The organism is Endozoicomonas sp. ALC013 (genome assembly GCF_049310205.1).
GTDB lineage: Bacteria > Pseudomonadota > Gammaproteobacteria > Pseudomonadales > Endozoicomonadaceae > Endozoicomonas.
The window spans coordinates 39,857-57,928 of sequence record NZ_JBLYNS010000008.1 but is presented as its reverse complement, the minus strand read 5'-3'; the positions used below and the strand labels follow the sequence as shown (position 1 = coordinate 57,928).

The following is an 18,072-nucleotide window of genomic DNA, read 5'->3' as shown; positions in this document are numbered from 1 at the left end:
ATCTAACGGTATTCTTGGACTAAGCCTCCTGGAACATAAATAGTGAGGATAATCCTGTGTATTTGCATGGCAGTGCTGCTGCGCGTAGAGGCGATCAAAGAACAGAATCGTCTGAGCGTGCTGAAACATCCGGGGTCAGAGCGGGGCGTGATGTCAGGGTCCATGCTGATTCTCCCGGTTTACCAGCCAGTTATGCGCCACCCGGCACTGAACCATTACAGCGAAGCGTATCAGAGTATAACCTCGCCATTGTCAGAGATGGTATCAGAGGTTGTGTGGAAACGGGGAAGAAAGCCTCTCCCGAGTTTTTCATCTACCTGGAAAAGATCAAACCATTATTAGATGGCCCCCCAACTGAAGAGTCTCTCAAGGAAATAGGCGAATTATATAAACTTATCAATGAATGCGATTTCTTCACTGAAGAAATGAAAACCATGGATGACCTGAAAAAAAGGATAGCCTCCAGCTTTTCATCTTATGTTGAACAACAAAAAACAGAGCTGGTGAAACAACTGAAAACCTGTTTTACCATCCGCAGCAGCGGCGGAGCTGATCGCTTTTATGAACAGCTTACTGGCAAAATCAAACAGCTTTTTCCTCAATTCACACCGCCAATGCAGGAGTTGTTGCATAATGTTGGTGCAACCATTGTGTCCAGTGAGTTGGATCAAGGTTTTAAAAAATACCTGACTGACCAGCTCCGCAAAAATGGCAGCTCCGAACACCAGGTGAGAAATCAGAGTGCTGCCGTGCGGTCAGAGCTGGAAGAGTTTGCCCGCATTGCCAGGATGATTGTTGAACGTCAGGGAAAACACAAGCTTGCTGTCACGCAGAATTATCTGGAAAGACTCTCAGTAATGGTTGATCGATCGGTAAGAATGTCAGTGGCAGACTGCAGGTTGCACCTGGAAGCCCTGGAAATGATCGATTCAGCAATGATGGACACAATGGCAATAAGCCCGGGGTCGGATGCTGAAAATTATTGGCATCACATGCTTTTTGAGGCCGTCCTTGATCTTCGCTTTGCTTCCGAATTTATGGCTGCCTATCATCACCTGATTTCGCCATTACCACCACAGAAATGGGGTTTGGAAGAGCTGGAGGGGTTTGTCACTTTATTAAGATATTCCGGTCAGTCCCTCGGCTACTGTTCGCAAGAGTTTGTCTCATTACTTGCCAAAATGGATGGCTCTGACAATGGGCAATCTGCCAACACGCCAGTGGCAGCTGCCAGCGGTGATAATGACGAAGACGATTGCCGGGCCGTAGAGTCTGACGAAGCGCCGGGTGAAACTGAAAAAGGGTTAACCAAAGAGGACCGCAACAAGGAACTGGAAAAATTTTTGCACGTTGTTGCTCTGGAAGCTTCAGGCGAGTTCTATCACTCAAATTACGATAAAAGCTATTCTGACTGGCACATAATTGCTGAAATGCTGCTCGGGCAGCGAGCGTTCGCAAATCCTCATGCCAAAAAGGCAATCAGGTTTATGGTTGATCTATCAAAAGGGGGAGCCAAGACTGCCAATTTGCATTTTTTCGATACTACTGGCAACAGAGCAAACGCACGCAGAACGTTAGAGCAGGTGATGAACCAAATCAGGCAAAAGCAACCGGACAAAATTGATATCCGGCAAAATGGTTATTTCAGCAAGGTGTCCATCCAACTCTGGAAGGGTGGCCAAATATGCCATACTTGCCACGTGGCTGCGGTCACTGAATCCGGAGTGCCCTACGACAGTATGGCGATGGGGCTACAAATTTTGTGTGGCAGGGAGCTGATGAAAGAATTGTATACCTATCGGGATAGAGCCCTGGACTTCCGATATTACCAACCCATGAAGCTTGTTGCTCCTTAACCCGGATATTTCACAAACTACCCCGAATCTCGCGAAGGACTTTGTTGGTCAGCAGAGATTGAACAATGGATACTGCAGAATTTATTTACAGGCTCAATGATTACTTCTGAAGATTCCGTATCAGCAAGCTAACACCCTCAGTTAACTCTCCAATGACATGGGGAGCATAAGCAATTTCCAACCATCGTTCTTTTTGCTGATGGGAAGAAGGATAAAGTACCCAGCAAAGCTGCTCCTGCCATGAGCAATCGGATTCAAGATCATAATGAATGCCGTATACCGGTAAGCTTCTGTTACCTATTTGTACTCCGTATCTGCCCTGTTCACTGCGGGTAGCAACAATGGTTCCTTCCTGATTGGCTTGAATTTGATAGACCAGCGTGGGTTTTTCATGGCTTTCGTGCTGGCTATAGACAGCGTGTGCCTTTAGCAGGCTGTTGATATAGTTCTCCAGTGCCTGTTTACGGCCCTTGCCGGGCGTGTTTGCCGTTATCTGTCTGGCAAATGAATCGGACTCCTCTGTGACGATCATTTTCTGGCCATGCTTATCGGAGTAAATAGCTGTTGACTTATTACTGCTTGCGTTGATCAGCGCTGGAAAGATCAACAGCGGTAAAAGAAAGGCGTATTTCTTCATATCAAAGGCCCTGAATTTATGATTTGTTATTTTTTTCCTGCAAGCCATTTCCTGACATTGCTGCCGGGCTCACTCGGGAGTGACCCGCATCACTTCTTCTATGGTGGTCATTCCAGCGGCAACTTTCTGTGCACCTGATTGTCTCAGGCTATACATGCCTTCCTTGATACATTGTTGGCTGAGCAGTGTAATGTCAGGATTTTCATTAACCATATCTTTAACCTGAGGGCTCATGGTTAAAATCTCATAAAGGCCGGCACGCCCACGATAACCCGTTTCACGGCAATCGAGGCAACCAACAGGCTGATAGACTTCTGAGGGTGCCGATGCGGGCCAGGGGTTTGTCAGGGCTTTCCAGCCACTGGTGTCCAGCGGTGCTTTCGCTTTGCAATTCGGGCAGAGGGTTCTGACCAGACGTTGTGCCATAACACCGAGCACGGTGTTTTTAATAAGATAAGGGGGGACACCAAGCTCAAGCAAACGGGTCAGGGCAGAGGGCGCATCATTGGTGTGCAGGGTAGAAATGACTAAATGCCCGGTCAGAGCGGCCTGAATTGCCATCTCGGCGGTTTCAAGATCACGGATCTCACCCACCATAATGATGTCAGGATCTTGCCTTAACAGTGCCCGAAGCCCTGAGGCAAAGGTCAGGTCGATGTTGTGTTGCACCTGCATCTGGTTGAAGGCAGGCTCCACCATTTCAATAGGGTCTTCGATAGTACAGACATTCACCTGATCCGTGGCCAGCTGCTTCAGTGTTGAGTAAAGCGTGGTGGTTTTACCAGAGCCCGTGGGACCAGTCACCAGAATGATACCGTTGGGCTGGCCTGACATGGCTTTCCAGCGCCGTTCATCTTCTCTGGAAAACCCCATATCGCTGAATGATTTGACCAGCACTTCCGGGTCAAAAATCCGCATCACCAATTTCTCACCAAATGCGGTAGGTAATGTGGACAAGCGCAGTTCGACCTCATAGCCATCGGCGTTACGGGTTTTCAATCGTCCATCCTGCGGCTTGCGCTTTTCGGCAACATTCATGCGGCCAAGAATTTTCAGGCGGCTGGTCATTGCTGCGGCGACTTTGACTGGCATCTGATAAATCGAGTGGAGTACACCATCAATTCGAAACCGGAGATTGCATTGTTCCCGGCGGGGCTCAATGTGGATATCGCTGGCTCTTTGTTCAAAAGCGTATTGGAGCAGCCAGTCAACAATGTTGACGATATGCTGGTCGTTGGCATCCGGAGCCTTCATGCTGCCCAGCTCCAGCATCTGTTCAAAGCTATTGAGCGAGGCAGAAGTGACACCGGCCTCCGAGCTGGCTCCCATCACTGACCGGGCCAGACGATAGAACTCGACGGTATAACGTCGGATATCGGTTGGATTGGCGACAACCCGCCGGATTTCCCGGCGATTCACATGGCGCAGATTGTCTTCCCAGATTCGATGCCATGGCTGGGCAGAGGCCACCACTATCTCAGTGCTGGTCACCTCAACCGCAAGGATCTGGTGTCGCATGGCAAAGGCATGGGACATGATGGGGGTAATGGCCGTAGCATCAATCTTGAGAGGATCGATGTGGAAGTAATCCTGACCGGCCAGTTCGGCGAGCCACTGACACAGGCGCTCAATATCCAGCTTGTTACCCGGATGACAAAGATCCTCCAGCTCCAGCTCAGCCAGGTATTCCAGGGGGTGCAGACGGACTTGTTCCGGTGTGCGCGGGCGGCTGAGGATATCATCAGCGGTTGCCTGCTCGATATGCTTGCTTCTGACCAGGTCAGACACAACCATTGCCAGATCCAGCATTTGTTCCCTGTGTTGCAGGCCATCTGCTTTATTATTGTTCACGTGAAATACCGTTTGCAGCTGGAATTGCCTTATATTCTCTCTTTTTTTTCGGCGTGGGGACAAATGGATTTATTGTTTCAGTAAATAGAGGTTTGAGCTGCTCTATCGATATATCACTGAGCTCGGCGGGCCAGACAGGCGTCAAAACCTGCCCGTCCAGTTTATTGGTGCGCAGCGGCCACTCCCATTCGCCCCGACGGGTCAGGCCATTGATGCTTTCTCCCCGGGTTTTCAGAGTTTGGATATATTGCCCGTTAACTTCACGAATCCGCAAAGCCACCCTGGCCTGGTTGAGTCTCAGGTCCCGGGTATCAAAGTAGGTATTCCCAAGGTGAAGGGTTTCTGATGGCTGTACTGCATGCTCCTGCCAGAATGGGTGACTTTTCAGCGGCTCAATCTGATCGGCAGGCACAGACAGCTTTAATTCGGTTTCCTGGCTCATTTTCTTATCCACAATGCGGTTGTCAAATTCTATCGGACGGAGAAATTATATAAAAATCATAGGTTCACGGGTAAAGGCACTCTGTGCTGCGCGCGCCAGCTGATGCGCATATGTGCAGGAATTGAAACGGCCTTCTATAATCAGGCGTTCAACCGGATGGATTTGAAAAATGCCTACCAGCAACATACTGGCGAGTGTTTTCGGCCGCTCACCAATAGGACCTATTCAAAAGCACATTACCACTGTTCACAAATGTGCGTTACAGCTGGAGCCATTCTTTCAGGCAGTGTTTGCCGAAGAGTGGGAGACGGCGTGTGAGGTTCAGCAGACAATCACCAAATTTGAGCACGAAGCGGATGTCATCAAGCGAAGTATCCGCCGGTCACTTCCCAAAAGCCTTTTTCTCCCCGTTCCCCGTACCGATCTGCTGGAAATCGTGACCGTTCAGGATAAAGTGGCTAACCGTGCCAAGGACATCGCAGGCCTTGTGTTAGGAAGAAAGATGGTTATTCCTGAATCCATGCACGAAGCATTCATTACCTATGTGCGCCTTTCAATTGCCACAACTGCACAGGCATTGAAAGCCATTCATGAGCTGGACGAGCTTCTGGAAACGGGTTTTCAGGGGCGGGAAGTTGATCTGGTGGAAAAAATGGTTGAAGAGCTGGACAACATTGAGAGCGAAACTGACAGGGACCAGGTAAAAATACGCCGTATGCTGTTTGATCTTGAGCAAACGCTGCCACCGGTTGACGTCATGTTTCTGTATCAGATTATCGAGTGGGTGGGCGATCTTGCGGATCGGGCTTCCCGTGTTGGTAGTTACCTCCAGTTGTTGCTGGCCCGTTAACTGAACCGGATGCAGACTGATGAGTATTATCGCTGAATATGGCACAGTTTTCCTTATCCTGGCCTGCCTGTTTGGGTTTTTTATGGCCTGGGGGGTTGGGGCCAACGATGTTGCCAATGCCATGGGGACGTCGGTTGGTTCCGGAGCCCTGACGGTTAAACAGGCTATTTGTATCGCTATCCTGCTGGAGTTCACCGGTGCTTATCTGGCAGGCGGGTCGGTCACTGAAACCATACGCAAGGGGATTATTGATCCATCCTTACCCCTGCTGGCTGGGAACCCCAATCTGCTGGTATATGGCATGCTGGCTTCGCTGCTGGCTGCGGGCACTTGGTTACTGATCGCTACGCACTACGGCTGGCCGGTGTCCACTACCCATTCTATTGTTGGGGCCATTGTCGGTTTTGCGGCTGTTGGTATCTCTGCCGACACCGTCAGCTGGGGAAAAGTGGCCGCCATTGTTGGCAGCTGGGTTGTTTCTCCCCTGATGTCAGGGCTGTTCGCCTTCCTGATTTTTGTCAGCGTGCAGAAGCTGATTCTGGATACTGAAAACCCCTTCAGAAACGCCAAGCGCTATATGCCCCTTTATATGTTTCTGGTTGGCTTCATGATGTCGATGGTGACGCTGATCAAGGGCCTCAAGCATATTGGCTTGCCGCTGGATTATACCGAAAGCACTGTGCTCTCACTGATTATCGGCTTGGTCATAATGTTTATTGGCCAGATGGCGCTGGCAAAAATAAAGGAAGATATTCAGGCGGATATGTCGTTTCATTTCTCCAGTGTGGAGAAAGTCTTTGGGGTTATGATGATTTTTACCGCCTGTTCCATGGCCTTTGCCCATGGTTCCAACGATGTGGCCAATGCGGTGGGGCCATTGGCAGCGGTTGTCAGTGTGGTGATCAGTGGTGGTGAAATTGTCGGCAAGTCTTCCGTTCCGCCCTGGGTTCTGCTGGTGGGTGCTGTAGGTATTGTGGCAGGGCTGGCGACCTGGGGCTATAAGGTCATGGCTACCATAGGTTCTCATATCACCGAGCTGACACCCAGCCGGGGTTTTGCCGCAGAGCTTGCGGCCGCTTCTACGGTGGTGATGGCCTCCGGCACTGGCTTGCCGATCTCCACAACCCATACGCTGGTTGGTGCAGTTCTTGGCGTGGGACTGGCCAGGGGGATCGGCGCTTTGAACCTCCGCGTTATCAGCACCATCTTTATGTCCTGGCTGGTCACGCTGCCAGCAGGAGCGATTCTGGCGATTATTTTCTTCCACTGCCTCAAGTTGATTTTTGGCTAGCAAACCTTGAATTAGTTTCCAATAAGGCCTGCCCTGTTTATCATCTTAAGAGACTCCCTTCATTAGACGGTGATAATCAGGGTTATGAGCAGCCAGCAGCCAACATTTCAGCATGCACTTTCAAGATTGATCGAGATACCTTCTGTCAGCTCAACCCTTCCTGATCTGGATATGAGTAACCTGCCGGTTATCAATGAGCTGGCGGCGTGGTTGGAAGCGTTGGGGTTTCAGTGCGAGATTCACCCCCTGCCCGGGGCTCCGCACAAGGCAAACCTGATTGCAACTCTTGGCAGTGGCCCGGGAGGCCTGGTACTGGCCGGGCATACGGATACGGTTCCCTACAATGACAGGCTGTGGAAAAGTTCACCGTTTGCCCTGGAAGAAAGAGATGGCCGGTTTTATGGATTGGGCGTCTGCGATATGAAAGGCTTCTTTGCCCTGGTCATGGAGGCCGTTCGGGGGTATCTGGGCACGCCATTGACAGCACCATTGATCATTCTGGCCACGGCGGATGAAGAGTCCTCAATGAATGGCGCTCGTGCCCTGGCGGAACTTGGTCGACCAAAAGCGCGGTATGCTGTGGTGGGAGAACCTACCGGGATGCGACCTATTCATATGCACAAAGGCATCATGATGGAGCGTATTCAGATTCTCGGGCAATCAGGCCATTCCAGTAATCCGGCACTGGGTCGTAATGCCATGGAGACAGCCCACAAGGTGATCACTGACTTGATGCAGTTTCGCGCCGAACTGGCCGAGCGTTATCAGAACTCTGGCTTTACCATTCCTACCCCTACCTTGAACCTGGGTTGCATTCATGGCGGTGACAATCCTAACCGGATTTGTGGGCAGTGCCAGCTGGACTTCGATATTCGTATGCTGCCGGGGATGGACAGCGAACAACTGCGGCAGCAAATTCGTCAGAGGCTTTTGCCAATTGCTGAAGCGGATCAGGTTGAGATCTCACTCGAAGCAATTACACCGGCTATTGAAGCTTTTGCCGGTCCTGAGAATTCGGATCTGGTGGCTGCCTGTGAGAAGCTGACCGGGCATCAGGCAGAAGTCGCAGCCTTTGCTACTGAGGCTCCATTCTTTAGCCGACTGGGTATGGATACCGTGGTATTGGGACCCGGTGATATTGATCAGGCACACCAGCCAGATGAATACCTCTCACAGGAACGGATAAAGCCCATGATTGCTATTTTGCAGTCATTGATCAGACAGTACTGCTTATCTTGAAGAGAAGTACTGCACGATGTTCTTATAACCTGAGTATGTGATCAGGACGGCCTTTAATAGAGTGTCATGGATAAACAAGTGTGGCTTGCGTGAAAAAAAAGGAACATTCAGCAGACAGCGCAGAAAAGTACGTGAAGTTTTTCCGTCAATCATCACCCTATATTCATGCCCACAGGGGGAAAACCTTTGTGATCATGCTCAGTGGTGAAACGCTGGCTCACCCCAATCTCGGTAACATCATCAGTGACATTGCACTGATGAGCAGCCTGGGTGTCCGACTGGTGCTGGTACACGGTGCCCGCCCTCAGATTGATGAGCGTTTACGGGAACGTGGCATTAAAACAGTGATTCATCAGGGCGGGACTGGCAATGGCAGAGTGCATAATGAACGACGGGTTACTGACAGGCAGAGCCTTGAGTGTGTCAAAGATGCCGCAGGAAATATGCGAGCCCTGATTGAATCAAGGCTCTCGGTGGGGCTGGTGAACTCGCCCATGCATGGTGCCAGGATTCGTGTAGTCAGCGGTAACTTTGTGACCGCCAAACCCCTGGGTGTGCTTGATGGTATCGATTTTAAGCATACGGGCGAAGTCCGGAAGATAGACAGCCAGGCCATCGATCATCTGCTAGACAGTGGTTATGTGGTTTTACTCTCCTGCCTCGGGCTTTCCCCCACCGGAGAGATTTTCAATATTGAAGCAGAGGAAGTGGCTACCCGCACTGCCATCAGTCTGCAAGCTGAAAAATTGATACTTTACGCTGAGCAGCAGGGGATTTTTGATCACCTGGGGAATCTGATCAATAGAATTTCTCCCCATGAAGCCATTAAAGAACTTGAGTCGCAGACTGGTGAATCCAGGCGACTACTGTCCTCCGCCGTGACCGCTTGCTCCGATGGTGTCGAACGGGCCCAGATTATCAGCTATCAGGATGATGGATCACTGCTGATGGAGCTGTTTACCCGTGATGGGGCCGGTACGCTGATTTCCAGAGATCACTATGAAGAAGTCCGTGGTGCAACCATTGAGGATGTGGGCGGTATTCTTGAACTGATCCGTCCTTTCGAGGAAAAAGGCATATTGCGCCGTCGCTCCCGAAAAGAATTGGAACGGGAAATAAAGCTGTTCAGTGTCGTGTTGCTGGACGGCATGATCATCGGCTGTGCTGCTCTTCATCCGTACTATGAAAATGGTACCAGTGCTGCAGAACTGGCCTGTGTTGTGGTCCATCCTGAATATCGCAGTGCACAGCGCGGTGATCGTTTGCTCGCCCATATTGAAGCGTTGGCAGAAGAACAGGGCATGAACGAAATCTACGTCATGACCACCCAGACTACCCATTGGTTTATTGAGCGGGAGTTTGCTGAAGTTGCCTGTGATGATTTGCCGGCAGAGCTTAAAGCAAAATATAACCCCAAAAGGCAGTCAAAGGTTCTTATGAAAAAGGTAGGAGGCTGATCGAGAATACTGTCCGTCCCGGCGACAATTGTAATTAATGGGTTCCTTCTATCAATGACTCCCAAGCCCCGTTCGTCCTGAGCGGAGTCGAAGGGCGTAAACACCACACCCTGAATAAAGACTGTGCCAATCACCCTTCGACTCCGCTCAGGGTGAACGGAGATTGTACACATCAAACTCATTGAAATGGTGTGCTAGAGCAACGCAGGAGCAGTTGCCGCGTAGGGCAGTCTATTCTCGGACAACCTCCTGGGTTAAATGCAAACGAGCAGGCTACTTCCCGGTTTTTTTACTGTCAGAAACCCACTGAAGGAATCGTTCACGGGTTGTTTCATCCGCCTGGTTGTACCAGTACTGCAGCATGCTTTCACTCATTGGCTGAGCCATTGCCGGTGCTGGCATGACAGAAGGTTGGGCAACCTGATATGAGACACCTTGCGGGTTAGCAATATAAACGGTTCCGGCCATTGCCCGAACAGCCGCCGGACTGTCAGACAGGTTAAACTTCTGGATATCCTCCACCGTGTCTCCGCCGATTAACAGCCCGGATTTATTAAGCACGCTGAACTCAAAGGGAATCGCCTGACCTTTGGCATTGGTAATTGAGAATTGGGCCTTTGGCGACTGTGACAGTTTATCGGTATCTCTTGCTGTTTTCAGTCTCGGGGCATTAATGGTGTAGGCCTGATCACCAGACAGGTCAAACGCCATGATATACGGGCTGGTGGTAAACATTTTGGTATCACCACCGTCCCTCACCAGCGTTTTCAGCTGAAATACCAACTGATGACGGCCGTTGCCAAGAGAGAGGTCCTTCTTGCTGCCCAGATGATCGGCATCCTTACCATCAAGAACCAGCAGCTTTGTTTTCTCAGGCAGTACCAGTGTATTGTCAGCAATAACCGGCATGGCCAGAGTGGATACCAACAGTGCACCCAACAGACGACGTACAAACATAAGGCAGTGTTCTCCTATAGACAATCTATCGATTATAGGTTGGTACAACTACCGGTTCGTATTGTTGCTTTCCGAAGTTGTGGGCTTGAACTGTGGGCAGCGGCGCTATCGATGGCCAGGACACGGCTAAACCGGATCAATCGGGCGCTGGTTGCCAATTGGGTGTTGAGGGGATTGAGAAGAGTTATATTTGCTGCCAATAACATAAGTAATAATGCTGTGGAACAGCCTGAGAGTCTCTTCGTGCTTCTGGTAACTTCCTTCTCTTTGTGCTTTTTCAATCCAGGTTCTTAAGTCAAGCAGTTCGTCCAGACTATCGAGTTCTCTGATTTCCTTGAGTGCCAGGCCTTCTGATATTTCTCCTGTACGAAACCGGATAATCAGACGGCCACAGGGTTGGTTTCGGATAGAGTGCAAGAAATCCTCTGATGATAAACGCTGATGTTTATTGTGAGCATGCTGATCCGCTGATTCTCTCACCCGGTCAGCCCCTGGAGTATATCTGCGTTCCTGGCCTTCGGATACAGTAGTAACAACCCGTACACTATTACCAATCAGTGTTTTGGCTATTTGTTTGTTCCAGTTGGCGCTTTTTTCCTGAACAACACGATAGAATGTACCGAATGCACTGTTAATTTCCTGATCAAGCAACTGTTGTAAGGCGGCATGTTTAAGGATAACTATCGCGGCTTCTTCATCACTCATTGACTCATACGGCCCTTTGTTGAGTAGTTCACTTCGCTGTCTGGCTTCTTCCAGACTGTTGCCAATGTCTTCCATTGATTTTATCGACTGGAGTAAATGATCAACCATTGGCTCCAATTCCTGTTTGGCCAGTGAGCGTAGCGTACCAACTTCCTCGCGCCCTGTTCTTAGCCGTTTGCCAAACAGTTGTCTGGTATAATCAGGCTGCTTTTTAATAATCTTTGCCATTCTCTTTTTATTAACTTTGGTATTTGCATGATCGGCAGCCATATCCGTAAAAAAGAAAGCCACATAGCACAAGACTCCACTCAAAGTAATCTTTGGAGCGACAGGGGTTAAATTGATGGTGCTTCCTCTTTTTCCAGCTATTTTGAAAATTTTTACCAGGTTTTTATATAAGGTTCCTTTGACTTGGGTATAGAAAAAATCCTGAATCATGCTTTTCAAAATCCCGGCTGATTTAAAGGCCACAGATTCTTTTTTAGGCTCAATTCCCGCATTATCAGAATCCGGTTGACTTGCTGTGTGCCGGGCAGGATTCATCCAGTGAGGAATGATTTGCTGCATCCATTTTTTTTTATTGGTTTTTATCTGGTAGCCGTGAATGGTTAACTTTCTGTTTGTGGTGACACTCTTGAACAGTTCTTCTCTTTTTTCAGGAGGCATATCTTTAAATTTTGAATTCCACAGGTCTTCCAGATCCTTTATATGCCGGTTTTCAAGAATGGTGCGGCTGATCACGACATTCTCGATAAGCTTGTCAAAGTAAAATAAATTGGCTTTCAGTTTTTTTCTTCGCTCAAAATACAGTGCTTTCTCTTTCTCTAAAGCAATAGACTCTGCCAGTGTCTTCTGTTCTTTTTCTGCCATTGTTTTGAGTTTTATTGCCTGTTTTTCGAGATCAGCATAAGCATTGTATATCTGTGAAAAGGTTTTATGAGTGCATCGATAACGAAGTTTGTTGATGAGCTTTTTTCTTTTCTTGTCATTTGACTTATCAAAGTTGGTATAGTCAAAGTCAGCGTATTTTTTTATTTGTTTAAGTCCTCTGACCATCCTGACCCTGCGCCAGAGTTCGGTACTGGAAGACCAGAAAGCGATGTAACCCAAGTCAGTGATCAGTCCGACAGCAACGGCAATACCAATGGCAATTCCAGCAGGTGGGAAAATAGCAGTGAGGATGGCTCCAGTAAGTAAAATAAAGAAATTGTAAATCTGGTTTCGTTTATTGCGTAAGATATTTCTCTTTATTCTGTTGCCAATATCTTTAAGGTGTATATTTGCAAAAAAACGTTCTCCTGAAGCCAGTCGTTGAATATGTTTACTGTCTTCTTTCTCGATAAAATGACCTGTTTTCTTCGGCTCAGGTAGCTGAGGAAGTGGCGGCTGCTGATGATCGAGGGCTGCACTGTCAATACTTTTTACTTTATTGCCGGTTGCTGATTTTTGTTCCTCAATGGGCAGAACCAGGTTGTTTCGTAACTCTTTTTTAAACTCAAGCATTCGTTCAAAAGTGAACGTTTTTTCATCTTTTATGCCAACCTTTATTAATAAGTTTTTAATATATTCATATTGTTGTTCAGGATGCACTCCATATTGCTCTCTTCCCTGAAGTTGTTGCTGCATGACGGGTAAGCCGGAGGTTTTTTCATACTGCATTGCCAGGCGAATTTTTCTATGGATATGCGTCAGTAGTACTTGCTGCAGGAAGCCATCAGGTGGTGTTTTACCTTTACGTAAATACTCATAGGCCATATCCATGCTGCTGAGTTGAATGGATTTGACGACAGCTTCCATCGTTTCTGTGCTGATAGCGATATTTCCATCCGAAATACCCAGTCTGCCATCTTCTGATCGATGCAGCTTGATGTGGCCAGCATGCAGTTTTAATGCAGCAAGTACTTTCTGTGGGTTCTCTGGATTGTATTTGGTCAGATCATCAACCAGATCACTCACTGTCATTGAGGGGGCAGGGTGAATAAAGCGATTTATTTTTTCCTTACAGAAAGAGATTAAACGGTTATGCCAGTGCCTGGATTCAATATGCTCAGCCGCTTGAATGGTGGTCTCAACCGATTTTATTTCCCGGGTATCCGTGGCGTGTTGACCTTTACCGGGTTCGGATGGCGGGTATCCTGCGCGGTGCGAAGAAATATGATCTGTAGATGGTATCCGGGGCATTCCTCATTCCCTAAGGTAACCCTTATTAAAGGCTTGAATTGACTTATTGATCATTTGTAAAAATGATGCATTGCCTGCCCAGCGAACAAGATAGAAAACAGACAACTTTTCCATGCAACATGACAAGCTGTTCAACTAACTATAGACAATCAGAATTGGAGAAAAGGGCATTTCCTGCATCTGAGGCGGCAGGAAATGTGGCTTATTCCCAAGGTAAAAGAGGGAAAAACAACAGGTGCTGATATTCAGGTCCTGTCGAGCACCAGGTAACTGTAAGTCAGTGGCTGCTCATCTTCTGATTGGGTGTCTTCCCGGGAGATTTCCCGCCACTCCTGCGGGTTGATGTCCGGGAAAAAGGCATCACCGTCAAAACTTTGATACACCCGGGTCAGGTAAAGCCGGTCAGCCTGATCAATCGCCTGTCGATAGATCTGTTCGCCACCAATGACCATGATTTCTTCGTTACCGTTGATCAGGTTAGCCGCCTCCGCCAGGGCAATCCCATCATCCAGGCTGTGCACTACGCTGACGCCCTCATGGTGCCAGTTGTGATCCCGGGTAATGACGATATTGGTTCTGCCTGGCAGAGGCTTGCCCAGGGAGTCAAAGGTTTTCCGGCCCATGATCACAGGCTTTCCCATGGTAACCGCTTTGAAATAGCGCAGATCTCCCGGCAGATACCAGGGCATTTTATTATTGATGCCAATGGCGTTATTGTCTGCCACCGCAGCGATCAGGGCCAGTTTCATCCATGTTACTCCTTTTTTGAACCATACAGCTGTGAACCACAAAGACAACGCGTGTAAATCGCTGTGTCTTCCCGGTAGAAAATTTACGGCTTCGGGTTAAATACGCCAACATTCTCATGCCCTTCTTCCCGAAGGTGCATGGCATGCAGCTGACTCATTACACCCCTTTCGCAGTAGAGCAGGTAATGTCGATTGTTGTCCAGCTCCGGGAAGCGTGTGCGCAGCTGATAGAAGGGAATGATCACCACCTCGCGTCCGGGCATGGTAAATGGCTTTATCTCTTCTTCAGTGGGGTGACGAATATCGATAATCACTTCACCCTGATGTACTTCACTAACCACCTCAACTTCTTCCCGGGTCAGGTCATCCGCAATGATGTCGTGGATAGAGACCGTTCTCCGGCTTTGAATAGCATGTTCGAGTACATCGAAGTTGAACCGCTCCTCTTCTGCCACAATTCTCTCTACCCTGGCCCGGGTGGTGGGGTTTTTCGAGATCACTGCGCAGTATTCCGGAATATTACGAACGAATTCTTCAGTACCGATTTGTATGGATATATCGATGATTGCCTGCTTATCCATGGTAATCAGAGGCCGGAGCACCAGGGCATCGGTTACCGAGTCAATCACTGCCAGGTTAGGCAGTGTCTGGCTGGAAACCTGACCAATGGCTTCGCCGGTGACCAGTGCCGCCATCTCCATCTCTTTAGCCACCTTAGTGGCGGCCCTGAGCATCATTCGCTTGAGAATAACGCCCATCTGGGCGTTGTCCACTTTGGTCAGTATTTCTTCGACAACGCCTTCAAAAGGTACGGTAACGAACTTTACCTGGCGAGAAGAACCAAAACGGTTCCACAGGTAGAAAGCCACCTCTTTTACTGCCAGCTCGTGGGCATGCCCACCCAGGTTGAAGAAGCAGAAGTGAGTGCGGATACCGCGCTTCATGGTCAGGAAGCTCGACACCGTAGAGTCAAAACCGCCGGAAATCAGCGAGAGAACCGGCTCCTGAGACCCGAGGGGATAGCCACCCAGACCTGCTCCCCGCTTCTGGGTCATAAAATAGCGGTCATTCTTGATATCAATACGAACCGTTATTTCAGGATTTTTCAGGCTGACCCCTTTGGCTTCGGTCTGCTGGATAAGGCCGCCACCGACAAATCGCTCTACCTCAATGGACTGGAAATCGTGCTTGCCGGTCCGGTTACAGCGAACGCAGAATGTTTTGCCCGCCAGTGTTTCTGAGTGAGCCTCAACGGCTTTTTCCAGAACATCGTCCAGGCTGACCAGCTTGTGCTCCGCCACCTGTAGCCAGTAGGCTATGCCCGGGATATGGCTTAACAGGTCACCGACCTCTGCCATCAGGATCTGATCATTGCTACTGGTCGTGACTTCTATATGATCCCATACACCGCAGACATCGATATTCTCATCCACACGCTTGAGAATGGTGCGAATATTTTTACGCAGCATTTTAATAAAGCGTTTTCTTACCGGGGCACTTTTAATGGTGATTTCCGGAAACAGTTTGATGATGAACTTCATGGATCAGGAGACCTTGTGGGCTGGGTAGTCAAGGCGGGTAGGACGGATAACTTAACCATTCGTTAACGGCGCATTATACCGAATAACCGAGAGCTCTGGCACCCTTGTAGCACGTTGCAGGATGACCCCGGGAAACCGGCTTATATGGATCGTAATTGGTATTTGTCTCTATGCCGGTAAGTAATGCTGCAAATCCCCTGTCAAAGGGGTTACACTGTCAGCCGCTGTTTGGTCAGATGGGTGTAGTAAAAGCTGTTTGCACTTATTTGGTGCGCTTATGGTTTTCTCTGCACCGTATCGGGCGGGCTTTTTCCGGATCTTGAGGTGCCTTGCATTGTTCAGGTGCGTGAGAGCCGTGAACATGTGTACTTTGAGCAGCCTGAGGAGGATAAGGCAAGCAAAAACTGTGTGAACCGGTCTGGTATCTGGCTGTTTCCCGGTCTCTTTTTGCTCAATGTTTGCCTTTTTTCAGATGTTCCACTGAAAAGCACTGTTTTTGTCCATCCCATCTGATCAAGTTGCAAAATGTGGCATAGCTATTGCTCATGGTCCAGCAAACGAATCTCCTGGCTGCTCGTTGATGAGACAGCAAAGAGATTGATCAGTAAACCGCCTGATCTGGTTGCCAGTGCGGTGTTTGTCCGGTTTTTTTGTCCTCCAGAGGGGAAATAATAAATGTCGAAGACTCTTAGCCTGATTAAGGAACATGACGTTAAGTGGGTTGATCTGCGTTTCACCGATACCAAGGGTAAAGAGCAGCACGTATCGATTCCCATTGGTGAAATAGACGACGAATTCTTCGAAGTCGGCAAAATGTTCGACGGTTCCTCTATCGCTGGCTGGAAGGGCATTAACGAATCCGACATGATTCTGATGCCAGATGACAGCACGGCTGTCATCGATCCATTCACTGAAGCCACCACCCTTAACCTGCGCTGTGACATCGTGGAGCCATCCACCATGCAGGGTTATGAGCGTGACCCACGCTCTGTTGCCAAGCGTGCCGAAGAGTACCTGAAGTCTACCGGCATTGCCGACACTGCGTTCTTTGGTCCTGAGCCAGAGTTCTTTGTGTTTGACGACGTTAAGTGGAGCGTTGATATTTCCGGTGCTTCTTACGAAGTAAACTCAGAAGAAGCGGCATGGTCTTCCAACGCCAAATTTGAAGGCGGCAACATCGGTCACCGTCCAAAAGTGAAGGGCGGTTATTTCCCGGTACCACCGGTTGACTCCCTGCACGATCTGCGTGCCGCCATGTGTGATGCCATGGAAGCCCAGGGCCTGGACGTTGAAGTTCATCACCACGAAGTAGGTACTGCCGGTCAGTGTGAAATCGGTGTCAAGTTCAACACCCTGGTAAAGAAAGCTGACGAAGTTCAGATTCTGAAGTACGCAGTGCATAACGTTGCTCATGCCTATGGCAAGACAGCTACCTTTATGCCGAAGCCACTGGTAGGCGACAACGGCTCCGGTATGCACGTTCACATGTCTCTGTCCAAGAACGGTGAGAACCTGTTTGCTGGTGACGGCTATGCAGGCCTGTCTGAAGAAGCCCTGTACTACATCGGTGGTGTGATCAAGCATGCCAAGGCCATCAACGCCTTTGCCAACGCTTCTACCAACTCCTACAAGCGTCTGATCCCTGGCTTTGAGGCTCCGGTTATGCTGGCTTACTCGGCTCGTAACCGCTCTGCTTCTATCCGTATTCCCTACGTGAACAGCCCTAAGGCCCGTCGTATTGAAGTACGTTTCCCCGACCCTACTGCCAACCCTTACCTGGCCTTTGCGGCCCTGATGATGGCTGGTCTGGACGGGATCAAGAACAAGATCCATCCTGGCGATGCGGCTGATAAGGATCTGTACGATCTGCCACCAGAAGAAGCGGCCGAGATCCCAACGGTTTCTACCAGCTTTGAAGAATCCCTGGCTGCCCTGGACGCTGACCGTGAGTTCCTTACGGCCGGTGGCGTATTCACAGACGACATGATCGATGGTTACATTGAACTCAAGAAGGAAGAGTGTCTTGCCGTCAGCCAGACAACTCACCCGGTAGAGTTTGATCTGTATTATTCTGTCTAAACCTTTTTTGCAGACCGGATAAGCTGTCGTTTAACCTCAAGCCAGAGCGAAAGTTCTGGCTTTTCTCTTTCTGATGAGCCCTGTAAATGCACGACTGAATGGATGTAGGCGGCAGACGTACACAGTGGCCATTGCCGGGAAACAATAACCAGCATGCGTTTTCCCCGTTACTGCCTGTTAAAAAGTCTTGGTAACTATTAAGCTAACCAGTGCTCAACACGATATAAGCCGGATATG

Annotated in this window: 13 protein-coding genes; 6 read left to right on the top strand and 7 right to left on the bottom strand. The window is 49.2% G+C overall.

What is annotated here, in order from left to right:
* Positions 1 to 56 precede the first annotated feature (56 nt).
* A complete protein-coding gene (locus ACO6V1_RS03350) occupies positions 57 to 1,856 on the top strand; it encodes a hypothetical protein (protein ID WP_422460648.1) in 1,800 nt (599 codons plus the stop codon).
* A gap of 100 nt (positions 1,857 to 1,956) precedes the next feature.
* Here the strand turns inward: ACO6V1_RS03350 and ACO6V1_RS03345 are convergent, their stop codons facing one another.
* The 3 genes from ACO6V1_RS03345 to ACO6V1_RS03335 all read right to left on the bottom strand — a co-directional run bounded on the left by ACO6V1_RS03345 (position 1,957) and on the right by ACO6V1_RS03335 (position 4,786).
* Complete coding sequence (locus ACO6V1_RS03345) at positions 1,957 to 2,493, bottom strand: hypothetical protein (protein WP_422460646.1); 537 nt, start codon at positions 2,491 to 2,493, stop codon at positions 1,957 to 1,959.
* Between the two features lie 69 nt (positions 2,494 to 2,562).
* On the bottom strand, positions 2,563 to 4,302 hold the full coding sequence (locus ACO6V1_RS03340) for a GspE/PulE family protein (protein WP_422450544.1): 1,740 nt from the start codon (positions 4,300 to 4,302) through the stop codon (positions 2,563 to 2,565).
* 31 nt (positions 4,303 to 4,333) lie between these two features.
* Positions 4,334 to 4,786 (bottom strand): inorganic triphosphatase, encoded by a 453-nt coding sequence (locus ACO6V1_RS03335; protein WP_422460644.1) that lies wholly within the window; start codon positions 4,784 to 4,786, stop codon positions 4,334 to 4,336.
* Between the two features lie 169 nt (positions 4,787 to 4,955).
* Between ACO6V1_RS03335 and ACO6V1_RS03330 the strand changes: the two genes are divergently transcribed.
* From ACO6V1_RS03330 to argA, 4 genes are all read left to right on the top strand, one after another.
* A complete protein-coding gene (locus ACO6V1_RS03330) occupies positions 4,956 to 5,636 on the top strand; it encodes a TIGR00153 family protein (RefSeq protein WP_101746454.1) in 681 nt (226 codons plus the stop codon).
* A 19-nt stretch (positions 5,637 to 5,655) separates the two neighbouring features.
* The gene (locus ACO6V1_RS03325; RefSeq protein WP_422449919.1) at positions 5,656 to 6,927 is read left to right on the top strand and encodes an inorganic phosphate transporter; all 1,272 of its coding nucleotides are present in this window, start codon (positions 5,656 to 5,658) and stop codon (positions 6,925 to 6,927) included.
* Positions 6,928 to 7,011: 84 nt separating this feature from the next.
* Entirely contained in the window at positions 7,012 to 8,166 is a 1,155-nt protein-coding gene (gene argE, locus ACO6V1_RS03320; RefSeq protein WP_422465809.1) for an acetylornithine deacetylase, read from the top strand.
* 80 nt (positions 8,167 to 8,246) lie between these two features.
* Entirely contained in the window at positions 8,247 to 9,623 is a 1,377-nt protein-coding gene (gene argA / locus ACO6V1_RS03315; protein ID WP_422465807.1) for an amino-acid N-acetyltransferase, read from the top strand.
* A 273-nt stretch (positions 9,624 to 9,896) separates the two neighbouring features.
* Here the strand turns inward: argA and ACO6V1_RS03310 are convergent, their stop codons facing one another.
* The 4 genes from ACO6V1_RS03310 to thiI form a co-directional block, all read right to left on the bottom strand.
* Entirely contained in the window at positions 9,897 to 10,580 is a 684-nt protein-coding gene (locus ACO6V1_RS03310) for a DUF2057 family protein (protein ID WP_422465805.1), read from the bottom strand.
* A gap of 126 nt (positions 10,581 to 10,706) precedes the next feature.
* Positions 10,707 to 13,040, bottom strand: a complete 2,334-nt coding sequence (locus tag ACO6V1_RS03305) for a hypothetical protein (RefSeq protein ID WP_422465803.1) — start codon at positions 13,038 to 13,040, stop codon at positions 10,707 to 10,709.
* A 671-nt stretch (positions 13,041 to 13,711) separates the two neighbouring features.
* Positions 13,712 to 14,215 carry a dihydrofolate reductase gene (locus ACO6V1_RS03300; protein WP_422465801.1) on the bottom strand — a complete coding sequence of 168 codons (504 nt, stop codon included), beginning with the start codon at positions 14,213 to 14,215 and terminating at the stop codon, positions 13,712 to 13,714.
* Between the two features lie 83 nt (positions 14,216 to 14,298).
* Complete coding sequence (gene thiI, locus ACO6V1_RS03295; RefSeq protein WP_422465799.1) at positions 14,299 to 15,756, bottom strand: tRNA uracil 4-sulfurtransferase ThiI; 1,458 nt, start codon at positions 15,754 to 15,756, stop codon at positions 14,299 to 14,301.
* Between the two features lie 675 nt (positions 15,757 to 16,431).
* Here thiI and glnA point away from each other — a divergent pair.
* Entirely contained in the window at positions 16,432 to 17,835 is a 1,404-nt protein-coding gene (gene glnA / locus ACO6V1_RS03290) for a glutamate--ammonia ligase (RefSeq protein WP_422465797.1), read from the top strand.
* The last annotated feature ends 237 nt before the right edge of the window (positions 17,836 to 18,072 follow it).